This window comes from Sphaerisporangium krabiense (genome assembly GCF_014200435.1).
In the GTDB taxonomy this organism is placed as follows: Bacteria; Actinomycetota; Actinomycetes; order Streptosporangiales; family Streptosporangiaceae; genus Sphaerisporangium; species Sphaerisporangium krabiense.
Genome location: NZ_JACHBR010000001.1, coordinates 3,821,944 through 3,843,376 on the forward strand (window position 1 = coordinate 3,821,944; position 21,433 = coordinate 3,843,376).

At 67.7% G+C, this 21,433-nt stretch carries 19 protein-coding genes; 5 read left to right on the top strand and 14 right to left on the bottom strand.

Annotated features, from left to right (window positions below):
* Window positions 1-4 precede the first annotated feature (4 nt).
* Window positions 5-748 carry a GntR family transcriptional regulator gene (locus BJ981_RS16950; protein WP_184612294.1) on the bottom strand — a complete coding sequence of 248 codons (744 nt, stop codon included), beginning with the start codon at window positions 746-748 and terminating at the stop codon, window positions 5-7.
* Window positions 745-1,977: an 8-amino-7-oxononanoate synthase gene (locus tag BJ981_RS16955; RefSeq protein ID WP_239139196.1), complete on the bottom strand. Its 1,233-nt coding sequence runs from the start codon at window positions 1,975-1,977 to the stop codon at window positions 745-747. Before BJ981_RS16955 ends, BJ981_RS16950 begins: the two co-directional genes overlap by 4 nt.
* A 69-nt stretch (window positions 1,978-2,046) precedes the next feature.
* On the opposite strand from BJ981_RS16955, the gene BJ981_RS16960 reads away from it, so the two are divergent.
* Window positions 2,047-3,507 carry a PAS domain-containing sensor histidine kinase gene (locus tag BJ981_RS16960; protein ID WP_184612295.1) on the top strand — a complete coding sequence of 487 codons (1,461 nt, stop codon included), beginning with the start codon at window positions 2,047-2,049 and terminating at the stop codon, window positions 3,505-3,507.
* A gap of 173 nt (window positions 3,508-3,680) precedes the next feature.
* On the opposite strand, the gene BJ981_RS16965 is transcribed toward BJ981_RS16960, so the two are convergent.
* On the bottom strand, window positions 3,681-3,935 hold the full coding sequence (locus tag BJ981_RS16965; RefSeq protein WP_184612296.1) for a WhiB family transcriptional regulator: 255 nt from the start codon (window positions 3,933-3,935) through the stop codon (window positions 3,681-3,683).
* A 291-nt stretch (window positions 3,936-4,226) separates the two neighbouring features.
* The gene (locus tag BJ981_RS16970; RefSeq protein WP_184612297.1) at window positions 4,227-5,171 is read right to left on the bottom strand and encodes a diacylglycerol/lipid kinase family protein; all 945 of its coding nucleotides are present in this window, start codon (window positions 5,169-5,171) and stop codon (window positions 4,227-4,229) included.
* Between the two features lie 89 nt (window positions 5,172-5,260).
* Between BJ981_RS16970 and BJ981_RS16975 the strand changes: the two genes are divergently transcribed.
* Window positions 5,261-5,638, top strand: a complete 378-nt coding sequence (locus tag BJ981_RS16975) for a hypothetical protein (RefSeq protein ID WP_184612298.1) — start codon at window positions 5,261-5,263, stop codon at window positions 5,636-5,638.
* 16 nt (window positions 5,639-5,654) lie between these two features.
* Here the strand turns inward: BJ981_RS16975 and BJ981_RS16980 are convergent, their stop codons facing one another.
* The 3 genes from BJ981_RS16980 to sodN all read right to left on the bottom strand — a co-directional run bounded on the left by BJ981_RS16980 (window position 5,655) and on the right by sodN (window position 7,530).
* Window positions 5,655-6,434 (bottom strand): RNA polymerase sigma factor SigF, encoded by a 780-nt coding sequence (locus BJ981_RS16980; RefSeq protein ID WP_184616196.1) that lies wholly within the window; start codon window positions 6,432-6,434, stop codon window positions 5,655-5,657.
* A 17-nt stretch (window positions 6,435-6,451) separates the two neighbouring features.
* The gene (locus tag BJ981_RS16985) at window positions 6,452-6,889 is read right to left on the bottom strand and encodes an ATP-binding protein (protein WP_184612299.1); all 438 of its coding nucleotides are present in this window, start codon (window positions 6,887-6,889) and stop codon (window positions 6,452-6,454) included.
* Between the two features lie 239 nt (window positions 6,890-7,128).
* Complete coding sequence (gene sodN, locus BJ981_RS16990) at window positions 7,129-7,530, bottom strand: superoxide dismutase, Ni (RefSeq protein WP_184612300.1); 402 nt, start codon at window positions 7,528-7,530, stop codon at window positions 7,129-7,131.
* A gap of 112 nt (window positions 7,531-7,642) precedes the next feature.
* On the opposite strand from sodN, the gene BJ981_RS16995 reads away from it, so the two are divergent.
* Complete coding sequence (locus tag BJ981_RS16995) at window positions 7,643-7,981, top strand: S24 family peptidase (protein WP_184612301.1); 339 nt, start codon at window positions 7,643-7,645, stop codon at window positions 7,979-7,981.
* On the opposite strand, the gene BJ981_RS17000 is transcribed toward BJ981_RS16995, so the two are convergent.
* Window positions 7,962-8,504, bottom strand: coding sequence for a CGNR zinc finger domain-containing protein (locus BJ981_RS17000; RefSeq protein ID WP_184612302.1), 543 nt, complete (start codon window positions 8,502-8,504; stop codon window positions 7,962-7,964). The two genes, BJ981_RS16995 and BJ981_RS17000, sit on opposite strands and share 20 nt — an antisense overlap.
* A gap of 468 nt (window positions 8,505-8,972) precedes the next feature.
* On the opposite strand from BJ981_RS17000, the gene BJ981_RS17005 reads away from it, so the two are divergent.
* The gene (locus BJ981_RS17005) at window positions 8,973-10,163 is read left to right on the top strand and encodes an NAD(P)-dependent malic enzyme (protein WP_184612303.1); all 1,191 of its coding nucleotides are present in this window, start codon (window positions 8,973-8,975) and stop codon (window positions 10,161-10,163) included.
* A 198-nt stretch (window positions 10,164-10,361) separates the two neighbouring features.
* Here the strand turns inward: BJ981_RS17005 and BJ981_RS17010 are convergent, their stop codons facing one another.
* From BJ981_RS17010 to BJ981_RS17035, 6 genes are all read right to left on the bottom strand, one after another.
* Window positions 10,362-11,438 (bottom strand): trypsin-like serine peptidase, encoded by a 1,077-nt coding sequence (locus BJ981_RS17010; RefSeq protein WP_184612304.1) that lies wholly within the window; start codon window positions 11,436-11,438, stop codon window positions 10,362-10,364.
* A 317-nt stretch (window positions 11,439-11,755) separates the two neighbouring features.
* Window positions 11,756-12,853 carry a trypsin-like serine peptidase gene (locus tag BJ981_RS17015; protein ID WP_239139197.1) on the bottom strand — a complete coding sequence of 366 codons (1,098 nt, stop codon included), beginning with the start codon at window positions 12,851-12,853 and terminating at the stop codon, window positions 11,756-11,758.
* Window positions 12,854-13,222: 369 nt separating this feature from the next.
* Window positions 13,223-14,758 carry a trypsin-like serine peptidase gene (locus BJ981_RS17020; RefSeq protein ID WP_260324654.1) on the bottom strand — a complete coding sequence of 512 codons (1,536 nt, stop codon included), beginning with the start codon at window positions 14,756-14,758 and terminating at the stop codon, window positions 13,223-13,225.
* A 528-nt stretch (window positions 14,759-15,286) separates the two neighbouring features.
* The gene (locus tag BJ981_RS17025; RefSeq protein ID WP_239139199.1) at window positions 15,287-16,837 is read right to left on the bottom strand and encodes a trypsin-like serine peptidase; all 1,551 of its coding nucleotides are present in this window, start codon (window positions 16,835-16,837) and stop codon (window positions 15,287-15,289) included.
* Window positions 16,838-17,400: 563 nt separating this feature from the next.
* A complete protein-coding gene (locus BJ981_RS17030) occupies window positions 17,401-18,588 on the bottom strand; it encodes a trypsin-like serine peptidase (protein ID WP_184612307.1) in 1,188 nt (395 codons plus the stop codon).
* A 190-nt stretch (window positions 18,589-18,778) separates the two neighbouring features.
* On the bottom strand, window positions 18,779-20,287 hold the full coding sequence (locus BJ981_RS17035) for a trypsin-like serine peptidase (protein WP_184612308.1): 1,509 nt from the start codon (window positions 20,285-20,287) through the stop codon (window positions 18,779-18,781).
* A 426-nt stretch (window positions 20,288-20,713) separates the two neighbouring features.
* Between BJ981_RS17035 and BJ981_RS17040 the strand changes: the two genes are divergently transcribed.
* Entirely contained in the window at window positions 20,714-21,130 is a 417-nt protein-coding gene (locus tag BJ981_RS17040; RefSeq protein WP_204070219.1) for an SSI family serine proteinase inhibitor, read from the top strand.
* Window positions 21,131-21,433 lie beyond the last annotated feature (303 nt).

Below are 21,433 nucleotides of genomic sequence, written 5' to 3' on the forward strand. Positions count from 1 at the left end.
GGCCTCACCGCGCCGCGGGCCCGGACTCGGGGGGCCTGCGCAGGCGCGTCACGAACTTGTACCGGTCGCCGCGGTACAGCGACTGCGCCCACTCCACCGGGTGGCCCTCGGCGTCGAAGGCGTGCCGGGTGAGCAGCAGCATCGGCAGGCCGACGTCCACGCCGAGGATCTGGGCGTCGTACGGCGTCGCCAGAACGGTCTCTATGATCTCCTCGGCGTCGGTGAGCTGCACGTTGTAGGCGTTGTGCAGGGTCTCGTAGAGAGAGGAGTGCACTTCGAGCTCCCGGCGCAGCCGCGAGAAGCGCCGTGCCGACAGGTGGGTGGTGTCGATCGACATCGGCTCGCCGTTGGCCAGCCGCAGGCGGTGGATGCGCAGCACGCGCCCGCCGGGGTTGATGCCCAGGCGGCGCGCCAGCGTCTCGTCGGCCGTGATGTAGTTGATGTCGAGGATCTTGGTGTCCGGTTCGAGGCCGACCGTCCGCAGATCTCCCGTGTACGACGTCAGTTGCAGCACCTGCGCCACCTTGGGCTGGGCGACGAAGGTGCCCTTGCCCTGGATGCGCAGCAGGCGGCCCTCGATGACCAGCTCGGTGAGGGCCTGCCGCACGGTCGTGCGCGAGGTCTCGAAGCGCACGGCGAGAGCACGCTCGGGCGGCAGGGCCGCGCCGGCGGGCAGAGATTTGGTGAGTTCCAGCAGGTTCTTCTTGACGTCGTAGTATTTCGGAACCCGGGGAGAATCTTCCGTCACACGCTCACCTTCATCTCGGCCACCGCGGTGAGCGCGCGTCCGATCACCGCGAGATCATCCGAACTCAGGTTGGCCCGTGCGGTCAACCTCAGACAAGACCGGCCGGAGGGCACGGAAGGCGGGCGGAAGCACCCCGCGCGCACTCCGTGCTCCGCGAACACCGCGGCGGCGGCGAGCGCGGCGTCCGGAGGGCCGAGCACGACCGGGACGACCGCCGCCGCCGGCTCCAGGGTGGGCAGGCCTCGCTCCCGGACGGCGCGCGCCAGCGCGACCGCGATGTCGCGCGCCCGTCCCGGCAGGTCAGGATGGCCGCTCACGATATCAAGCGCCGCCAGTGCCGACGCAACGGACGCCGGGGCGAGGCCGGTGTCGAAGATGAACGCCCGTCCGGTGTCCACCAGCGTGTCCACTATCTCCGGGGCGCCTAGCACGGCTCCCCCCTGTGCGCCAAGGGACTTGGACAATGTGACCGTTCTCACAATATCCGGCGCGCCGGCGAGCCCCGCGGCGTGTACGGCGCCGCGTCCGCCGTCCCCGATCACGCCCAGGGAATGCGCCTCGTCCACGATCAGCAGCGCGCCGTGCCGGGCGGCGGCCTCGTACAGCTCGGCGATGGGCGCGAGGTCGCCGTCCACGGAGAACACGGCGTCGGTCACCACGACGGCGTGCTCCTCCTGGCGCGCGGCCAGCGCCTTCTCGACGGCCGCCGGGTCGTTGTGCGGGGTGACCGCGACCCGGGCGCGCGACAGGCGGCAGGCGTCGATGATCGACGCGTGGTTGCCCTCGTCGCTGACCACCAGCCCGCCCGCGCCGAGCGTCGCCACCGCGGCCAGGTTGGCCAGGTAGCCGGAGGAGAACACCAGGGCGCGCGGGGCGCCGGCGAAGGCGGCGAGCCGTTCCTCCAGCTCGGCGTGCAGCCTCGTCGAGCCGGTGACCAGCCGTGACCCGGTCGAGCCCGCGCCCCACTCCTGGACGGCGGCCACGGCGGCCTCGATCAGCCGCGGGTCGCGGGACAGGCCCAGGTAGTCGTTGGAGGCCACGTCGATGAGCCCGTCGTGGGCCGGGGTGCGGGGGCGCAGGGCGCGCCGCAGCCCGGCCGCCTCGCGTGCGGCGGCGGCCGTGCGGAGTCGCTCCAGGGGGTCGGTTCTCATGGTCTCGTACGTCCCGTCACCGGCGGGCACGTCCCCCGGACGCGTCACAGGTCCGGCGGGCACCACATTGTCCTCCATCTGAGGAATCTTCCCAGGGCGTGGGTGGTCGATTCGCCTTGGGCGGGGGTGAGCACGCATGATGCTCAGGTGCCGACTCTCAGCGATTTGGTGGCGCGCCACACGACCCTCGATCCCGCCGACCTCGAATGGATGCAGTCGCTGGTCTCCGACTGGCAGCTCCTCGCCGACCTGTCCTTCGCCGACCTGGTGCTGTGGATCCCCCTGCGCGACGAGTCCGCCTGGGTCGCCGTCGCGCAGATGCGGCCCACCACCGGTCCGACCGTCTACCACGACGACGTGGTCGGCTCCATCGTCGCCGCGGGCGAGCGCCCCCTGATCGACACGGCCTGGCGCGAGCGCCGCATCTGCCGCGAGGGCGACCCGGACTGGTCCAGCGGCGTCCCGGTCCGCGAGGAGACCATCCCGGTGCGGCGCGACGACCATTTCGTGGCGGTGATCCAGCGTTCCACCAACCTGTCCTCGGCGCGCACGCCGTCCCGGCTGGAGCTCACCTACCTGCAGAGCGCCTCCGACCTGGCGCAGATGGTCGCCGAGGGGCGGTTCCCCTTCCCCGAGGACGGGCCCATCCTCGTCCGCTCGCCCCGCGTGGGCGACGGGCTGCTGCGGCTGGACCGGGCCGGGCGGGTCACCTACGCCTCGCCGAACGCGCTGTCGGCCTACCGCAGGCTCGGCCTCAACGCCGACCTGGTGGGCTCCGAGTTGGGCAAGACCACGGCGGCGCTGTGCTACTCCGACGAGCCCATCAACGAGGACCTCATGCTGGTGGCGAGCGGCCGCGCGCCCCGGGAGACCGAGGTGGAGGCCGGGGCCAACGTCGTGCAGCTCCGGGCGATCCCGCTGATCGTGGGCGGCGGTCGCATCGGCGCCCTGGTGCTGATCCGGGACGTCACCGAGCTGCGCCGCCGCGAGCGCGAGCTGCTGACCAAGGACGCCACCATCCGCGAGATCCACCATCGGGTGAAGAACAACCTGCAGACGGTGGCCGCGCTGCTGAGGCTCCAGGCGCGGCGGCTCCAGGTGCCCGAGGGGCGGGAGGCCCTGGAGGAGGCCGTGCGCCGCGTCGGCTCGATCGCGATCGTCCACGAGACCCTTTCCCATACTCCTGAAGAGATCGTCGACTTCGACGACATCGCCGACCGCGTCATCGCGATGACCGGCGAGGTCTCGGCCGCCAACGTGATGCCGCGCCGGGTGGGCGGCTTCGGCATGCTGCCCGCGACCATCGCCACCCCGATGGCGATGGTGCTGACCGAGTTGCTGCAGAACGCCGTCCAGCACGGTTTCGCCTACGGCAGCGGCAGCATCATGGTGATGGTGTCGCGCACGGAGGAACGGCTGGACCTGATCGTCGCCGACGACGGTCAGGGGCTCCCCGAGGGGTTCGACCTGGAGGCGTCCACGAGCCTCGGGCTGCAGATCGTCCGCACGCTGGTGGTGGGGGAGCTGTCGGGCCGCCTGGCGGTCAGGCCACGCCAGGGCGGGGGTACCGAGGTCTCGCTGACGATCCCGGTGCAGCCGGCCTCGTGACCGGCGCCATGCCCGGATGGGCCGGATCGATCCGATCATTCGCCGGCCCGGGTACTGCGACGCCCGGCCGTCGCGCGGGGCGACGCCGGGCGTTCTCCGTACGGCCACGACGCTGGGGCGGTGCGGACGGCGTGGTGGCGCCTGTTCTTCGGGGGATGGTCTGTTCGGTAGGGTCAGACGGCCGCGCGGGCGCGGGCGCGGGCGGTGCGGCGCTTGAGCGCGCGGCGTTCGTCCTCGCTGAGACCGCCCCACACGCCGGCGTCCTGACCGGACTCGATGGCCCACTTCAGGCAGGCGTCGACGACCGGGCAGGAGCGGCACACCTGCTTGGCCTCTTCTATCTGCATGAGTGCCGGCCCGGTGTTGCCGATCGGGAAGAACAGCTCGGGGTCCACGTCACGGCAGGCAGCGCGGTGGCGCCAGTCCATGCGTTCCACTCCTTCGTAGGTGGAGCCTGCGGCTCCGTCCGGATGACGGATGTTTGTGAACTCTTTCACTAACAAGAGCGAACTTTTGCCCGGGCCCTGGGGTTGTTAAGGTCCGGAGAGTCCTGTGTCATCGCCGCAGACCTTCGAGGACACTGGGTCGATCCTCAAACGTCCTACGTTCCGACGTCGTGTTGAGCTTTTCAGGCACGCCCAGGTCACGCAAGAGGTTTGGGAGAAGGTTTTGCCGGTTATGGCTGTCGGATGCATCACACTATGACGGCATGTGACGTATTAGACCAGAACTTGTAACGCCGATGGCACGGAGCGGAACCGCACCCGCTCACACTCGCCGAGATAGTCGCCGTCGAGCTGGAACGCCGTCGGCCGCGCGGCCGTGATCGTGAACTCCTCCTCGTCGTGTACGTGCACGAGATACCCGCCGCGGGGCAGCCCCACCCGCTCGCCGACTATCTGCCCGACCAGCCGCAGCATCGCGGCCGTGCCCATGCGCCGCATCCCCAGCAGGTCCAGCCCCGTGTCGAACCCCGCCCACGGCGTCGGATTGACCGGACGGTCGCCGAGCCACGTCCACGGCGCGGTGTTGGAGATGATCGCCATGAAGACGCCGTCGACCGGCGGGCGGTGCGGCAGCTCCAGCCGCAGCGCCGGGTGGTGGCGGTCGGTCATGAGGTAGTGCCGCAGCGCGGTGTGCACGTAGCGGCCGGGGGAGGCCTTGTACCCGGCGCCGCGCAGGCCCTCGACCGCCCGCACGACCTCCGCGTCGTACCCCATCCCCGCGCAGAAGGTGAAGTACCTGCCGGCGGGGCCGTCGGCCCGGTCCTCCCAGAACGCCTGGCCCAGGCTGACGGTGCGGCGGCGGTCCTCCCGGATGGCCTCCAGCACCGCGCCCGTCGCCTCCACCGGATCGTTCGGCAGGCCGAGGGCGCGGGCGAACACGTTGGCGCTGCCCCCGGGGATCACGATCAGCGCCGGGGGCGGGCCGTCGCCGCCGGCCATGCCGTTCACGGCCTCGTTGATGGTGCCGTCGCCGCCGAGGACGGCCACGACGTCGAACCCCTTCTCGCGCGCGGTCGCGGCCAGGACCGCGGCGTGCCCGCGGTAGCCGGTCTGCTCCACCGTCAGGTCGACCTCCGCCCCGAGCGCGCGGACGAGGACGTCGCGTGTCCTGCGGTTGGTGGAGGTCGCCTTGGGGTTGGTCAGGAGGAGTGCCCGCATGCGGCCCAGCGTATCCACCGGTCACGCGGCGGCGACGCCGGTCAAGCCGGTCACGCGACCGCGAGCGGGGTCAAGTAGGGTGACCCGATATGGTGAACCGTCCGGTGACGCTCCCGGCCGCCGCCGCCGTCCTCGCGGTCGAGGGCCTGACCGCCATCGGTCTCGGCGGGTACGCCGGGGTGGAGACGATCATCGGCGCCCCCGCCGACGTCTCCAGCTCGATCGTCGTGTCGGCCTTCGGGGTGGTCGTCGGCGCGGCGCTGCTGTGGGTCGCGTGGGGCGTGCTGCGGGCGGCCCGGTGGAGCCGGGCGCCCGGCGTGGTCACGCAGATCTTCGCGCTGCCGGTGGCCGTGTCGCTGGTGCAGTCGGAGCAGTACGTTCCCGGCGCGCTGCTGATCCTCTTCGCCGTCGCGGGCCTGGTGACGCTGCTGGCGCCGCCGACGACCCGCGCAATGATCAAGGACTGACCCGCGGCGCGGTGCCTCAGTCCTCGGCGGTGAGGCCCTCGCGGAGCTGGGCCAGCGTGCGGGCGAGCAGCCGCGAGACGTGCATCTGGGAGATGCCGAGCTCGGTGGCGATCTGCGACTGGGTCATGTTCCCGAAGAACCGCAGCAGGAGAATGCGCTTCTCGCGCGGCGGCAGCCGTTCGAGCAGCGGCTTGAGCGACTCCCGGTACTCGACGCCCTCCAGGGACTCGTCCACGATGCCCAGGGAGTCGGAGACGGCGGGCGCGTCGTCGTCCCCGGAGTCGGGGGCGTCGAGCGAGACCGTGGAGTAGGCGTTGGCGGACTCCAGGCCCTCCAGCACCTCCTCCTCGCTCATCTGCAGGTGGGCGGCCAGCTCGGCGACGGTCGGAGCGCGGCCCTGGCGCTGGGACAGCTCGCTTATCGCCTTGGTGAGCGACAGCTTCAGCTCCTGCAGGCGGCGCGGCACCCGCACCGCCCAGCCCTTGTCGCGGAAATGCCGCTTGATCTCGCCGACGATGGTGGGCGTGGCGTAGGTCGAGAACTCGACGCCGCGGGCGAGGTCGAACCGGTCGATCGACTTGATGAGGCCGATGGTGGCGACCTGCGTGAGATCGTCCAGCCACTCGCCGCGGTTGCGGAAGCGACGCGCCAGGTACTCCACCAGCGGGAGGTGGAGCTCGACCAGTTCGTCGCGGATGCGCTGGCGGCGGGGATCGTCGGCGGGAAGCTCCGCGAGCTCGCCGAACAGGCCTCGCGCCCGCACCCTGTCGGGGACGGTGCTCTCACTGCCGGCCATGGCGCGGGTCTTCTCCGTCACGTCAGCCTCGCAGAGCCTCGGCGCTTGTGCAGCACGATGCCCATGCGGTCGGGGGTGTCGGTCTCGGCGTCCACGTCGTCGGCGAGCGCGGTGAGCACCATCCAGGCGAAGTCATCGCGTTTCGGCTCGGCCTGACCGACCGTGCTCACCTCGACCCTGACGATCATCTCCTGGCCGGTGAGCTCGAACTCGGCGATCAGGTCGGTGCCGGGGACGGCATGGCCCAGCAACATGGCGCACGCCTCGTCGACCGCGATACGAAGATCCTCGATCTCGTCCAGCGTGAAGTCGAGCCGCGCCGCGAGCCCGGCCGTCGCCGTGCGCAGCACGGACAGATAGGCGCTGGCGGCGGGCAGTCGCACGCTCACCGCGTCACGGATTCCCGCAAGGCCGCCGGGGATGCCGTCCGCACGCGTCGCTGTCTCGTCGGTCACGTTCCTCCTCGCACAGAGCTGCTGATTAGCAACTTACCGCCCCGTGTCCCCTGCTGGAGGACTGGGACGCGCCGATAGTCGTGATCTTGTGGAATTGCGGCCCGTTTCCCTGACGTCCCGCTGTCCTTTTCTTACGTTTTCATCTGACCCGAAGCCTGCCGGAGAGGGTACCGCGCCGAAAGGCGCTGGCCTCGCGCGTTCAAGCGAGCACGCGAGGCCAGAATCGGGCAAAAAGGCGCTCAGGCCGCCTTGGTCTCCCAGAAGATCTTCGAGATCTCGTCGATCTTTCCGAGAAGGTCCTCGGCCTTGCTCACATCGACGGTGCCCTTGGCGCCCGCCGCGCCGGCGAGCTTGGTGGCGTCCCAGAAGAGCTGGTGCAGCTGGGGGTACTTCTCCACGTGCGGGGGCTTGAAGTAGTCGGTCCAGAGAACCCACAGGTGGTGCTTGACCAGCTCGGCGCGCTCCTCCTTGATCGTCAGAGCGCGCGCGCGGAACACGGGGTCGTCGTTGTCGGCGTACTTCTGCATGATCGCCTTCACGGACTCCGCCTCGATCCGCGCCTGGGCGGGGTCGTAGACACCGCAGGGCAGGTCGCAGTGCGCGGACGCGACATGGCCGGGCCGCAACAGTCGTGCGAGCATCGGTTTCCTTCCTTGATGCTGATATCGGGCAGCACTGTCCAGTGCCCAACTTACTCTCGTTGATTCGCCCGGGCGGCAGGGGATGGAGGCGACGCCGGTCATGGTTCGGATCATGCGGGTACGGGTCGAGGGGGAGTCGATGTCCCCCGCGCTGCGGCCCGGCGACTGGGTGGTGGTGCGCCGCGGCGCGCCCGTGCGTCCGGGGGACGTGGTCCTGGCCCGGCTTCCCGGCGACCCCGGGACCATGATCGTCAAGCGTGCGGCGTGGCGCGAGCCCGGCGGTTGGTGGCTGGAGAGCGACAACCAGCGGGCCCCTGGCCGCAAGGACAGCTGGGATTTCGGCGCCGTGCCCGCCGCGCTCGTGCTCGGCCGGGTGGTGTTCCGCTACTGGCCGGCCGGGCGTGTCGGCGGCGTGGCCGGCGGCGACGCGCTCAGGCGGGACGGCCGCTGAGCTCCCGGCGGCGCGCGCGGTAGGCGGCCACGTTGGCGCGGCTGGCGCAGCGCTCGGAGCAGTAGCGGCGCGACCGGTTGGAGGAGGTGTCGAGGTACACCCGGCGGCAGGGCGCGGCCTGGCACAGCCCGAGCCTGTCCACGCCCAGCTCGGTGACCAGGGCGGTCAGGCCCATGACCGCGCCGGTGGCGTACTCGTCGCCGAGCCGCCCGCCCTCGGTCAGGTGCAGGTGCCAGCGCTGCCCGTCGTGGCGGGAGATCTGCGGGTGGACGGGCCTGCGGACCAGCAGGGAGTTGAGCCGCTCGACGACCCCCTCCTCGTCGCGGACGGCCGCGGCGGCGAAGACGGCGGCCAGCTCGGCGCGCAGTTCGCGCAGCACGCGCAGGTCCTCGCGGGTGAGGCGCCCCGCGTGCGCGGCGCGGCCGGCCTCGACCAGGAACCGCCGGGCGCCGTCGAGGGAGTCCAAGGGCTCTTCGCTGTTGACGAGCAGGACGGCCAGCTCGGCGTATGACGTCAGGTCCACGTGGAGTGCCACCCGTTGTAAGAGACGAGTAATGATGCCGGGTATTACATCGAGTATCGCACGGCCGGGGGGCGCGGTGGCGGACAACGGGCTCGGCCAGTGCTAGAACACCGTTCGGAATGAGGTGTGGGGACGGAGTGCCGGCCGTATGCGGATGGCATTACGAGGTGACGGGTACCGCTGGGGGTAATGCGGGCTTCCGCCCGGGTATGTGCAGTTAGAGGGGAATGACCCAGCTATATAGCTGGTTGGAATCCGGTGCCGACGGGCGACCGCGCGCTGTTCTGTGGCGCAGCCGACACCGGCGGGCGGCGTTCCGTATGGCACAATCGAGCAACGGGTGACCCCCGTACCCCCTCACGAGACGACCGTCAACGGCGACGGCATCCGGGCGGCTACCGAAGCCTGGGCCTTCGCCTGCCCGCGGCGTTCACCGAAGGAATCCGTCCTTTACACACAGGGGTCGCTGTGGCCGTCACGCCGTTCTCCGCTTCTCTCGAATCCCTCGACGTCGATCCGATCTTCGCCGTGCACCGCGGCGGGAAGATCGAGGTCCGTTCCACCATTCCCGTCCGTGACGCGGACGACCTCTCGCTCGCCTACACGCCGGGCGTGGCCCAGGTGTGCACCGCCATCGCCGAGCAGCCCGACCTGGTCAACGACTACACCTGGGTCGGCGGCACCGTGGCGGTCGTCTCCGACGGCACGGCCGTGCTGGGCCTCGGCGACATCGGGCCGGCCGCCGCCATGCCGGTCATGGAGGGCAAGGCGCTGCTGTTCAAGGAGTTCGCCGGCGTCGACGCCGTGCCGATCTGCCTCGACTGCACCGACGTGGACGCCCTGGTGGAGACCGTCGCGCGGCTCGCGCCCTCCTTCGGCGGCATCAACCTGGAGGACATCAGCGCGCCCCGCTGCTTCGAGGTCGAGGACCGGTTGCGCGAGCGGCTCTCGATCCCCGTCTTCCACGACGACCAGCACGGCACGGCCATCGTCGTGACGGCCGCCCTGCGCAACGCCGCCCGCGTCACAGGCCGGTCCCTCGGCGACCTGCGCGCGGTGGTGGCCGGCGCCGGCGCCTCCGGCGTCGCGGTGACCAGGATGCTGCTCAACGCCGGTATCGGCGACATCGCCGTGTCCGACTCCAAGGGCATGATCTACCAGGGCCGCGAGGGGCTGAACCCCTCCAAGCGGGCGCTCGCCGAGGTCACCAACCGGGGCGGCTTCACCGGCTCCACCGAGGAGGCCCTGGCCGGGGCGGACGTCTTCGTCGGCCTGTCCGGCTCCACCCTCCCCGAGGGCGCCGTGGCCTCCATGGCGACCGACGCGATCGTGTTCGCCCTGTCCAACCCCACGCCCGAGGTCCTCCCCGAGGTCGCGAGGCGGCACGCGCGCGTGGTGGCGACCGGCCGCTCCGACTTCCCCAACCAGATCAACAACGTGCTCGCCTTCCCCGGCGTGTTCCGCGGCGCCCTCGACGTCCGGGCCTCGGCCATCACCGAGGCCATGAAGGTCGCCGCGGCCGACGCGCTCGCCGATGTCGTCGGCGAGGACCTCTCGGCCGACTACATCATCCCGAGCCCGTTCGACCAGCGCGTCGCCCCCGCGGTCGCCTCGGCCGTGGCCCACCAGGCCCGGCTGGACGGCGTCGCCCGCAGGTAGGCGCTTCCCGGCGCGGGCGACCACGGCTTCGCCGGCGAGATCCTCACCGGCAAAGCTCGCGCCAAAGCCATATATATAGGACAACTCTCGCCACGGGCCTCGGGCGGGCACCGGGTGACCCGCCCCCGCCGCGTGAGGTCAGGGAAACGCCGAGCGGGGCCCGGCCGTCGGCCGAGCCCCGCGTTTCGCCGGGTGAGGTCAGCGGATCGAGCCGGACCACATGTTGGCGGCCTTGCGGTACACCGCGTAGGTCTCGCTGTCGAAGTACGGCGAGCTGCTGAAGTCGTACCGGCCGTTGCCGTCGGAGTCGCCGAGCAGGCTCGTCACGCCGTTGATGTAGCCGAGCCGCTTGGTGCTGCTGTAGCCGTCGATCCACGGAGCGCCGGCCGCGCCCGCCGTCATGGAGCACTTGACGGCGATCTGCGCCTCGGCCTTGTAGGCGGCCGCGACGCCCGCGGGCTTGGTCTTGCCGTAGCACCACTTGGGCGTGACGCCCGTGTAGGGCTTGTCGCCGTCGGGGTGCGGGCCCGCCGGGTAGCCGAAGACGTAGACCGGACGGCCGATCTTCTGGTTCCAGGCGAAGCCCTGGCCGCCGACGTTGTCGCCGAGACGGCCGGCGTCCTTCCAGGTCCGCGCGTCGATGCCGTTGTAGACGGTGACGAAGGCGTAGTCGCTGTCGTAGTCCTCGTACACCGCGAGGTCGTAGTGGGTGTAAGCGGACTTGCCGACGTACACGCCCCACGGGGCCTTGCCCTGGTAGTAGCCGGGGATGAACACCCAGCGGTCCAGGGTCTCGCGGTTGAGGTCGGTGTTGTAGACGCAGTGACCGGCCGTCGCGACCAGGTTGTGGTACTTGCTCTGGACCGAGGAGGCCGAGCACCAGTACGGCTTGCCGTTGACCCGGAAGAACACCTTGCCGATCGTGCGCGGCAGGTTGACGTTCTTCACCTTGGTGGGCTTGACCTTCTCCTGCCCGATCGGCGGGATGCTGCCGGTCTTGCCGTCGGGGGCCGCGTCGCTGCCGCCGAACTTGACCTTGCCCTTGACCGCGGTGTCGTTGGAGTAGCGGGAGGCGGCCTTGAGCTGCCTGCCGCCGTTCGCGGTCCAGAACTTGGCGATGTCGCTCGCCTTGCCCTTGCTGGAGGCGAGGGAGACGTTCGTCGGCTGAGGCTTGGCCGTGGCCTCGGCGGACGAGGTGAGAGCGGCGCCGATCAGACCGGTGGCGGTGACGGCGGCGCCCAGGGGGAGGATGAGGTGCTTGGCTCGGATTGTCATATAACTCCTTATCTTCCATGGCTCATCACTTATGACCCATGGGTCCCAAAGGGATGACTTCGAGCCTATGCGGGTTCTTTACCAGGGCCATATATGAAAACCGACATAAGCGGACAAGTGGGCAGTAATGGGTGCTCGATGTCAGGGAAACCTCACCTCTGGGTGAGGTTGAGATGTGAGATCTGTAACCATGATCCGGCCGTTTCGGTCCGCGTCGGCGTGGTCTCGCCCCACGCGAAAGGGCCCGGCCGGAGCCGGGCCCTGAGAGCGTCGTCCGGAGTGCTCACCTCATGAGTGGCGCGCCCCGGTCGCGGGGGTCACTTGGTGATCGACCCGGACCACAGGTTGCTGGCCAGGCTGTAGATCGAGTAGGTCTCGCTGTCGAAGTACGGCGAGGTCGCGAAGTCGTAGCGCTGGTTGCCGTCGGAGTCGCCGACCAGGCTGGTCACGCCGTTGACGTAACCGAGACGCTTGGTGCTGCTGTACTGGGCGATCCAGGGGCCGCCCGACGCGCCCGCGGTCATCGAGCACTTGATGGCGATCTGCGCCTCGGCCTTGAACGCGCTCGCCGCGCCCGCGGCCACGGTCTTGCCGTAGCAGTACTTCGGCGTGAGGCCGGTGTAGGGCTTGTCGCCGTCGGGGTGCGGGCCCGCCGGGTAACCGAAGGCGTACACGAGCTGGCCGATCTTCTGGTTCCAGCTGAAGCCCTGGCCGCCGACGTTGTCACCGAGGCGTCCGGCGTCCACCCACTTGGGGGAGTTCCAGCTCGCCGCCGTCACACCGTTGTAGACGGTGACGAAGGCGTAGTCGCTGTCGAAGTCCTCGTAGTTGGCGAAGTCGTAGTGCGTGTAGGCCGACTTGCCGACGTAGATGCCCCAGGGAGCCTTGCCCTGGTAGTAGCCGGGGATGAACACCCACTCGTCGAGGGTGTCACGGTTGCCGTCCACGTCGTAGACGCAGTGCCCGGCGGTGGCGACCAGGTTGCGGTACTTGCCCTGGATCGAGGAGGCGGAGCACCAGTAGTCCTTGCCGTCCAGGCGGAAGAACACCTTGCCGATGGTGCGCGGCAGGTTGACGTTCTTGACCCTGGTCGGCGTGATCTTCTCGCCGCCGATCGGGGGGACGATCCCGGTCTTGCCGTCGGGGGCCGCGTCGCCGCCGCCCAGCTTGATCTTGCCCTGCACGGCCGCGTCGTCGGTGAACTTGGCGGCGGCCTTGAGGCGCTTGCCGTTGCCGGCGGTCCACGCCTTCACGGTCTTCAGGGCCTGCGCCTTGCTCGTGGCCAGGCCGTCGGAAGCGGGAGCGGCGGCCGTGGTGGCGGCCGTCGCGGAGGTGGTGAGGGTTGCCGCGATCATGCCGGTGGCGATCACCGCGCCACCAAGGGGAAGCACGAAGCGCTTGACTCGGGTGTTCACTGAGACTCCTTGTCCTGCCGCAGGAGTTAACTCCTGCCTCACTAGTCCCATAAGGGGCAGTACGAACCTATAGGTCTGACCATGAGTAATGGGTCAGAAGCCACGTCGGCGAGACGCTCATCCGGGCCGGTCGCCGCCGCGCCACAGGCGCTGAAGAATTCCGTGGCCGTCACACTCGTACTGGTGGAAACGGTCCAAAACCCCGAATATGCGAGCGGCCGGAACGGATCATCATCGACCTGATGTGAGCTAAATCACTTCAAGGGCCGTTGAAGCCTCGCCGTCAAACGCCACAGGACCCGGCAACGAATGCCGGGCCCTGTGGGTGGAGCTGGTGTCCTAGCGATCCAGGACGTCGTTCAGGTTGGCTCAGGCCTTGGTGACCAGGGAGCCGTCCTTGGCGACGATCGAGCCGGACCACAGGTTGGCGGCCGACTTGTAGATCGCGTAGGTCTCGCTGTCGAAGTACGGCGAGGTGCTGAAGTCGATGCGGCCGTTGGCGTCCGCGTCACCGATGAGGCTGGTGACACCGTTGACGTAACCGAGACGCTTGGTGCTGCTGTACTTCAGCAGCCACGGGCCACCGGAGGAGCCGGCGGTCATGGAGCACTTCAGACCGATCTGAGCCTCGGCCTTGAACGCGGCGGCCGGCTTGGCGGCGAAGGTCTTGCCGTAGCACCACTTCGGCGTGTAGCCGGTGAAGGCCTGGTCGCCGTCGGGGTGCGGAGCCGCCGGGTAACCGAAGATGTAGACCGGCTGGCCGATCTTCTGGTTCCAGGTGAAGCCCTGGCCGCCGACGTTGTCGCCCAGGCGACCGGCGTCCTTGAAGTACCGGATGACGTAGATCGTCTTGTAGTACTTCAGCGACGGGGTCTTCTGAACCTTGTACTCAACGTAGTAGTGCGTGATGGTGTACGCGTGGTCCTTGATCTGCTTGTAGCCAGGACCGCTGTACTTGTTGTAGGTCTCCTCGTCGACGATCTCCTCCTTCGGAGGCTTCGGCGACTTGTGGAAGTTCACGGGCTTGTCCGCGTCGGGAGCCGCCGCGTACTCGTCCTTGGTGACTTCCTTCTCGGCGATCTGGCCGTCCTTGCTGTCCCAAGGCACGACCTTCTCGGTCCCGGCGTCCTTGACGAAGACCGGAGCGTCGGGGCCGTACTCGTCCTTGAGCTTGTTGTACTCCTTCTCCGTGATCTCCACGTCGTGGGAGTACTTCTCGCCGTTCCAGGCGTCGTAGGTCTTCTTGGTGACTTCCTTCTCGCCACCAACGGCGATGCCGTTGTAGACGGTCACGAAGGCGTAGTCGCTGTCGAAGTCCTCGTAGACCGCGAAGTCGTAGTGGGTGTACGCGGCCTTGCCGACGTAGATGCCCCAGGGAGCCTTGCCCTGGTAGTAGCCCGGGATGAACACCCAGTTGTCCAGAGCGCCGTTCTGGATGCCCTCGTCGAACACGCAGTGCCCGGCGGTGGAGACCAGGTTGTGGTACTTGCTCTGGATGGAGGACGCGGAGCACCAGTACTCCTTGTCACCCACGGTGAAGAACACCTTGCCGATGGTCTTCGGCAGGTTGACGTTCTTGACCTTGGTCGGGGTGACCTTCTCCTGGCCGATCGGGGGGACCACGCCAGCCTTGCCGTCGGGGGCGGCGTCGCCACCACCGAGCTTGACCTTGCCCGAAACCTGGCTGTCCTCGGTGTACTGGGTGGCGGCCTTCAGGTTCGCCCCGCCGTTGGCGGTCCAGTAGTTGCTGATCTTCTTGGCCTCACTTGCGGACGCCAGGGAGACCGTCTTCTTCGCCGGCGCGGCGGCGGCGTTGGCCGAGGTGACCAGAGTGGCGCCGATCATGCTGGTGGCGGCGATGGCACCACCCAGGGGCAGGGCGAGACGCTTGACTCGGGTGTTCAAGGAAACTCCTTGGGCTGTCGTGGAACGCAATCGGCGTCCCATGCGTCAGTAAAGGGATAGCTAGGAAGATACAGAGTTGATCTTGGGCTGTGTGCGGCATTCGACGGATTTTTCACCCTCGCCCCGGCGTGATCTTCCCGTAACCATTTGGTGAGCCTGTCGTGCTCTGTCCGCCGAGTGCCAAGCGTCTGACTCGTCGCAGATCAGTGGGGTTGACTCAGCGGTGAGCCATATGTGACTCACGTGGTGGAGTACGCCCGGTGTTCACCTGCTATGTGACGCAGATCACACTGGCCCGATGGAGCCGAAACGGCGTCTGCTGCGTCTAAATCCGTCCGATCTCACGGGCGGTAACGTGTCCGGCGCGGCCCGCGCTCGCTTCGGTCCGTCCCCGAGCTCCCCGCGGCGGCCCGCGCGCAGAAGCCGGCCGCCCGATGTCCCCGTAAACGCCGACAGGACCCGGCACGAGTGCCGGGTCCTGCGGGTGGAGCTGGTGTCCTAGCGACCTAGGACGTCGTTCAGGTTGGCTCAGGCCTTGGTGACCAGGGAGCCGTCCTTGGCGACGATCGAGCCGGACCACAGGTTGGCGGCCGACTTGTAGATCGCGTAGGTCTCGCTGTCGAAGTACGGCGAGGTGCTGAAGTCGATGCGGCCGTTGGCGTCCGCGTCACCGATGAGGCTGGTGACACCGTTGATGTAGCCGAGACGCTTGGTGCTGCTGTACTTCAGGATCCAGGGGCCACCGGAGGAGCCGGCGGTCATGGAGCACTTCAGACCGATCTGGGCCTCGGCCTTGAACGCCGCGGCGGGGGCCGCCGCGAAGGTCTTGCCGTAGCACCACTTCGGCGTGTAGCCCGTGAAGGCCTTGTCGCCGTCGGGGTGCGGAGCCGCCGGGTAGCCGAAGATGTAGACCGGCTGGCCGACCTTCTGGTTCCAGGTGAAGCCCTGGCCACCGACGTTGTCGCCCAGGCGACCCGCGTCCTTGTAGGACTCGACGACGTAGGTCAGCTTGATGTACTTGGTGCCCGAGGTGACCTCGGCCTTGTACTTCAGGAAGTAGTGCTGGATCGTGTAGGCGCTGTCAACGATCTTCTTGTAGCCCGGACCGCTGTAGGCGTCGTACTGCTCCTTGGTGACGACCTCGGCCTTGACCCAGGGGAAGCTCTTCCACTTGGCCTTGGAGAAGTTCTCGCCGTGGTCCGGAGCCTTGTCGTACTCGTCCTTGGTGACTTCCTTGAAGCGCACCTCGACCTTGTCGCTCTTCTTGGTGCTCCACGGCACGATCTTCTCGGAGCCGGTGGGCACGGTCTTGACCGGAGCCTTCTCACCGAACTCGTCGACGAGCTTCTGGTAGTCCTGCGCCGAGATCTCGGTCTCGTCGATGAACTTGTAGCCGTTCCAGGCGTCGTAGGTCTCCTTGGAGACAGCCGTCCGGCCGCCGACCGCGATGCCGTTGTAGACGGTCACGAAGGCGTAGTCGCTGTCGAAGTCCTCGTACACGGCGAGGTCGTAGTGCGTGTACGCGGCCTTGCCGACGTAGATGCCCCACGGAGCCTTGCCCTGGTAGTAGCCCGGGATGAACACCCAGTTGTCCAGAGCGCCGTTCTGGATGCCCTCGTCGAACACGCAGTGCCCGGCGGTCGCGACCAGGTTGTGGTACTTGCTCTGGATGGAGGACGCGGAGCACCAGTACTCCTTGTCACCCACGGTGAAGAACACCTTGCCGATGGTCTTCGGCAGGTTGATGTTCTTGACCTTGGTCGGGGTGACCTTCTCCTGGCCGATCGGCGGGACCACGCCGGCCTTGCCGTCGGGGGCGGCGTCGCCACCACCGAGCTTGACCTTGCCGGACACCTGAGCGTTGTCGGTGTACTGCGCGGCGGCCTTCAGGTTGGCACCGCTGTTGGCGGTCCAGTAGCCGGCGATGTTGCGGGCCTCGCTGGCGGACGCCAGGGAAACCGTCTTCTTGGCCGGAGCGGCGGCGGCGTTGGCCGAGGTGACCAGGGTGGCGCCGATCATGCTGGTGGCGGCGATCGCTCCACCCAGGGGGAGGGCGAGACGCTTCACGCGGGTGTTCACGAGGGAACTCCTTGGGCTGTCGTGGAACGCTTCTTGCGTCCCATGCGTCAGTAAAGGGATAGCCGGAAAGATACAGAGAAGATCTTGGTCATGACATCCCAAATCAGGGGTCTTTTGGATCTTCGAGGGCCCGTGACTGTTCTGTGACCTTCTGCGGCCGCCGTTCTGGACCGGTCCGATATGAGTCGGACTCACCGTTCGCCCTGATCGCGGGGCGTGAAGTACTTGTGTGATGAAAAATGCGTAATCGGACAGTCGCTCACGGTATCGGGAGCGATGTGACGGACATCACACTGCTTTGAGGGAGCCGATCCGCCCTTCCGCTACGTCTAACGGCCTCACATGAGGGTCTACGTCTCGTCAAGCCTTCATTCAGGGGTGGGCAAGCAACTAGGAACGCGCCAAAGCTCATCTATCGGAGATGTCTCCCGAATCAGGGCGAAGCCGTCGTATGTCCCAAATTGCTCGACCGTCGGTCGCCGCGCGGACGCGGGGCGACACGAAAGAGGGCCTGGCATCACCTGCCGGGCCCTCTGTGGTCTTCGTCGCGCGTCGCGGAGTCGTCAGCCCGTCTTCTCCCGGGCGGCGTAGGAGTACACGAGGTACGTCGCCGTGTTGAACAGCGGGGAGGAGATGCCGTCGTTCCGGCCGTCGCCGTCCAGGTCCCACGTCAAGCTGTTCACGCCGTTGAGATAGCCGATCCGGCGTGTGGGGCTGTAGGCGATGAGCCACGGGCCTCCGCTGGCTCCCGCCGTGAACGCGCATCCCTTGAGAAGGACACCGTTGTTCAGCTCCCACTTCGGCGAGGCGATCTTGCTCGTCGCCTTCGTCGCACACGACTCCATCGTTCTGCCCGTGTAGGGACGGGTGCCGTCCGGGTGCGGCCCGGCCGGATACCCGAACGCGTACGCCGCGACCGTGTATCCCCGGTTCCACGCGAACCCCTGCCCGCCGACGCGCTCCTCCAGCCGTCCGGTGCTCACCCGCTTGTAGACCGGCTGCCCCTTGGCGTCCTTCTTGGGCTGCCGGTTCGCGTCCAGGTCAGGTTCCCACCGGTAGCCGTCGTGGACGGTCACGAACGCGTAGTCGTAGTCGAAGTCTCCGGTGACCGTGTACTTCTCGTTGAGGTGCAGGGTGTGACCGACGTAGACCCCGTACGGCGTCGCCCCGTTGCCCGTGTAGGAGGGGATGAAGATCCAGTACTGGACCGGCTTGCCGTTCTTGACGTCGTAGGCGCAGTGGCCCGCCGTGGCGACGATGTTGCCGTACTTGGCGTGCACCGACGAGGCCGAGCACCAGTACTCCGCGTCACCGTTGCGGAAGAACACCTTCCCCACGGTCGGTGGGAGGTTCACGTTCTTGGAGTTGGTGAGCCGCGCCACGGTCTTCGGGGGAGTGGAGCCCGTCAGAGCCGACGTCTTGCCGAGCGGTGTCTTGATGTTGTCGGTGGCGCCGGCGGCGGCCGGTGACATGGCGGGCGCGGAACCGCTCGTGCCGCCGCCCGTCTTCGAGGCCGCCGTCCGTAGCGCGTAGCTGTTGGCGTGCTTCAGGCGGTCGGGTGTCCACCAGTCCACGACCTTCTGCATGTCCGCGTCGCTCTGCGCGAGGGGAACGGACGTGATGCCCTCGGGTGCCGCGGCCTGGCGTGTGGCCGACGCCCCGGCAGGTCCCGCGCCGGCGGACAGGACCACACACGCGGACGCGAGCGCGCCGCAGAGCGTGAGCGCGATCCGCTTCGCTCGGGGTGGCATTTCATACCTTCCGGGGGTCAGAAGTGTGAAGACAATAGTGAAGGGCGATTTTTCCAGATCAACCACATTTCAGCACCTGACTTGGCCGACCTGGGTTCACTTCGTTATCGGACGTCTCGTCGATCGCGGTGGCGGGGGCCGGTAGGAGGCCGGGTGCGGGCCCGGGCCTCCTACCATGCCGTGGATCACGTCAGCTCGTCGTAAGCTTCCCGGTCCACAGGTTCGCCGAGTACTTGTAGACACCGTAGGTGTCGCTGTTGAAGTACGGCGTCGTGATGCGGTCGTACCGCTTGTTGCCGTCGGTGTCGAGAGTCAGGCTCACGACGCCGTTGACGTAGCCGGTCCGCTTGGCGTTCGAGTACTGGATCAGCCAAGGACCGCCGGTGGCACCGGGCGTGAAGGCGCACTTGATGGCCAGCTGCTCTTCCGCCTTGTACTTCGCGACGGCCGGGGCGGGGCCCGCCTGGCCGTAGCACCACTTCATGGTCTCGCCGGTGTAGACCTTGTCCCCGTCCAGGTGCGCGGAGGTCGGGTAGCCGAAGCTGAAGAACTTCGACTTCGTGCTCCGGTTCCAGCTGAAGCCCTGGCCGCCGACGTTGTCGCCGAGGCGGCCCGCGTCCTGGAACGTCCTGATGTGGAAGACGGTCTTGTAGTACTTGACGGTCGTCGTCTGCTTCACCCAGTACTTCACGAAGTAGTGGGTGATGGTGTACGCCGAGTCGACGATCTTCTTGTACCCGGGGCCCTTGTAGTTGTTGTACGTGACCTCGTCCACGATCTCCGTGGAGGTCTTGCGCGGGGCCTTGGCGTAGTTGACCTTGGCGTTCGCCGCGGGGGCCTTGTCGTACTCGTCCTTGGTGACTTCCTTGAGTACCTTCTTGCCACCCTTGGTGCCCCACGGAAGGACGACTTCGGAGCCGGTGCTCTTCGACCACGCGTCCGCGGTCTCACCGCCCTTCTCGTCGTACTTCTTCTGGTACTCGTCCTTGGTGATCTCGACGTCGTTCGCCCACTTCGGACCCTTGTAGGCGTCGTAGGTGGTCTTGTCGACGATCTTCTCACCGGTCTGCTTGACGCCGTTGAAGACGTTGACGAAGGCGTAGTCGTAGTCGTAGTCCTCGTACACCGAGAAGTCGGTGTGGAGGTTGACCTTCGCGCCCACGTAGACGCCCCACGGCGCCTTGCCCTGGTAGTAACCCGGGATGAAGACGAAGTTGTCGACGTACTTGTTCTTGTCGGTGTCGTAGACACAGTGACCGGCGGTCGCGACGAGGTTGTGGTACTTCGACTGGATCGAGGTGCCGGAGCACCAGTACGGCTTGCCGTCGACCTGGAAGAACACCTTGCCCACGTTCGTGGGGAGGTTCACGTTCTTCGACTTGCCCGCGGTCTTGCCGCCGGCGCCCTGCGGAGCGATCGAGCCGGCCTTGCCGTCGGCGGAGGCCTTGCGCGTGCTCGCCTTCATCTTGCCGGAGAGCGAGGAGTCCTCGAGGTAGCTCTTCGCCGCCTTCAGCTTGCTGGGCGTCCAGGACCCCGCGATGGCCTTCGCGTCGGTCCCGTTGTTCGCCAGCTTGCCCGACTTCACCGGGGCCGGTTTGGTCTGCGCGCTGGCGGAGGTGGTGAGGGTGGCGCCGATCATGCCGGTGGCGATGAGAGCACCACCGAGAGGGAGAATCAGGCGCTTTGCTCGGGTGTTCATTGAGCTCCTTCTATGTCATGGGATGCCCGGGAAGGACCCATGCGTACGTAAAGAGACCCAACGACCGTACTCCGGCGATCTTGGCGCAAGTGGCCAAACCGGACAAATGTGGCGGTCTGTTATCTGCTTGTTATGAAACCGAGGGAACCGGAGAGATATCTGGTACGTCGAATCTTGCTCAACTAGCGGGGTTCGGGCGCTTGATCAAAGAAGGCACAGGTGAGAGGGGCGGCGAGCGCTCGACGTCCTGCTAGATAGGGGATTTCCATGCATCGTCCGTCTGCGACTCCGACCCGCCGAACCCTCCTCACGGCCGCGGCGCTCTCCGCGACCGTCACCCTCCTGCCCTCACTCCCCGTCCACGCGTCCCCTTCGCCCGCCGCCGTGACATTGGCGCCCGCCACCGTGGCCTCGGCATCCACCGTCGTGACATTGGCGTCCGCCGCCGTGGCCTCGGCCCCGTCGATCCCGAGGCCGCTCCCCGGCGGCCCGGCCGCCCACGCCGTCGCCTGGCGCCCCCAGGCGAAGGGCATCAGCCGCGTGTACCTCCTCACGATCGCCCGCGGCGAGTCGGTCTCCCCCTTCGACCGCGTCGCTCTCCTCCAGTGCGGCCCCGCCGGCGGCACCCACCCCCACGCCTCCGACGCCTGCCGCCTCCTGGACAAGGTCCACGGCGATATCTCCGAACTCCACGCCTCCCGCGACACCGCCTGCACCAAGCAGTACGACCCCATCACCATCTCCGCCGTAGGCGTGTGGGACAACCATCACCACACCGTCGAACGCACCTTCGGCAACCCCTGCGAACTGAGAGCGACCACCGGGGCCGTCTTCGACTTCTAAGCCGCCGCGAACAGCGCGCAGCGTGGTGGGCCCGATACCGATATCGGGCCCGTCTTGCATTGTCCTGGTTCGGTTCGACTCGAATGCATGCTTACGCCGCGTGTTCACCATGCGGCACTACAGCTATGACTGATGCTGTCAATGTGTGAAATAAGATTATTATTGTGATCTTTATCATACTTGATCGTCTGATTAGACCGAGTTACGTTCCAGTCGATTTGTTCTGCGAGCTCAAGCGGCGTCATCTGCTCCCGTGTATAGGGCAGTCGCCGCGTGACTTGCATACGTTCAAGGTTGCGGCGG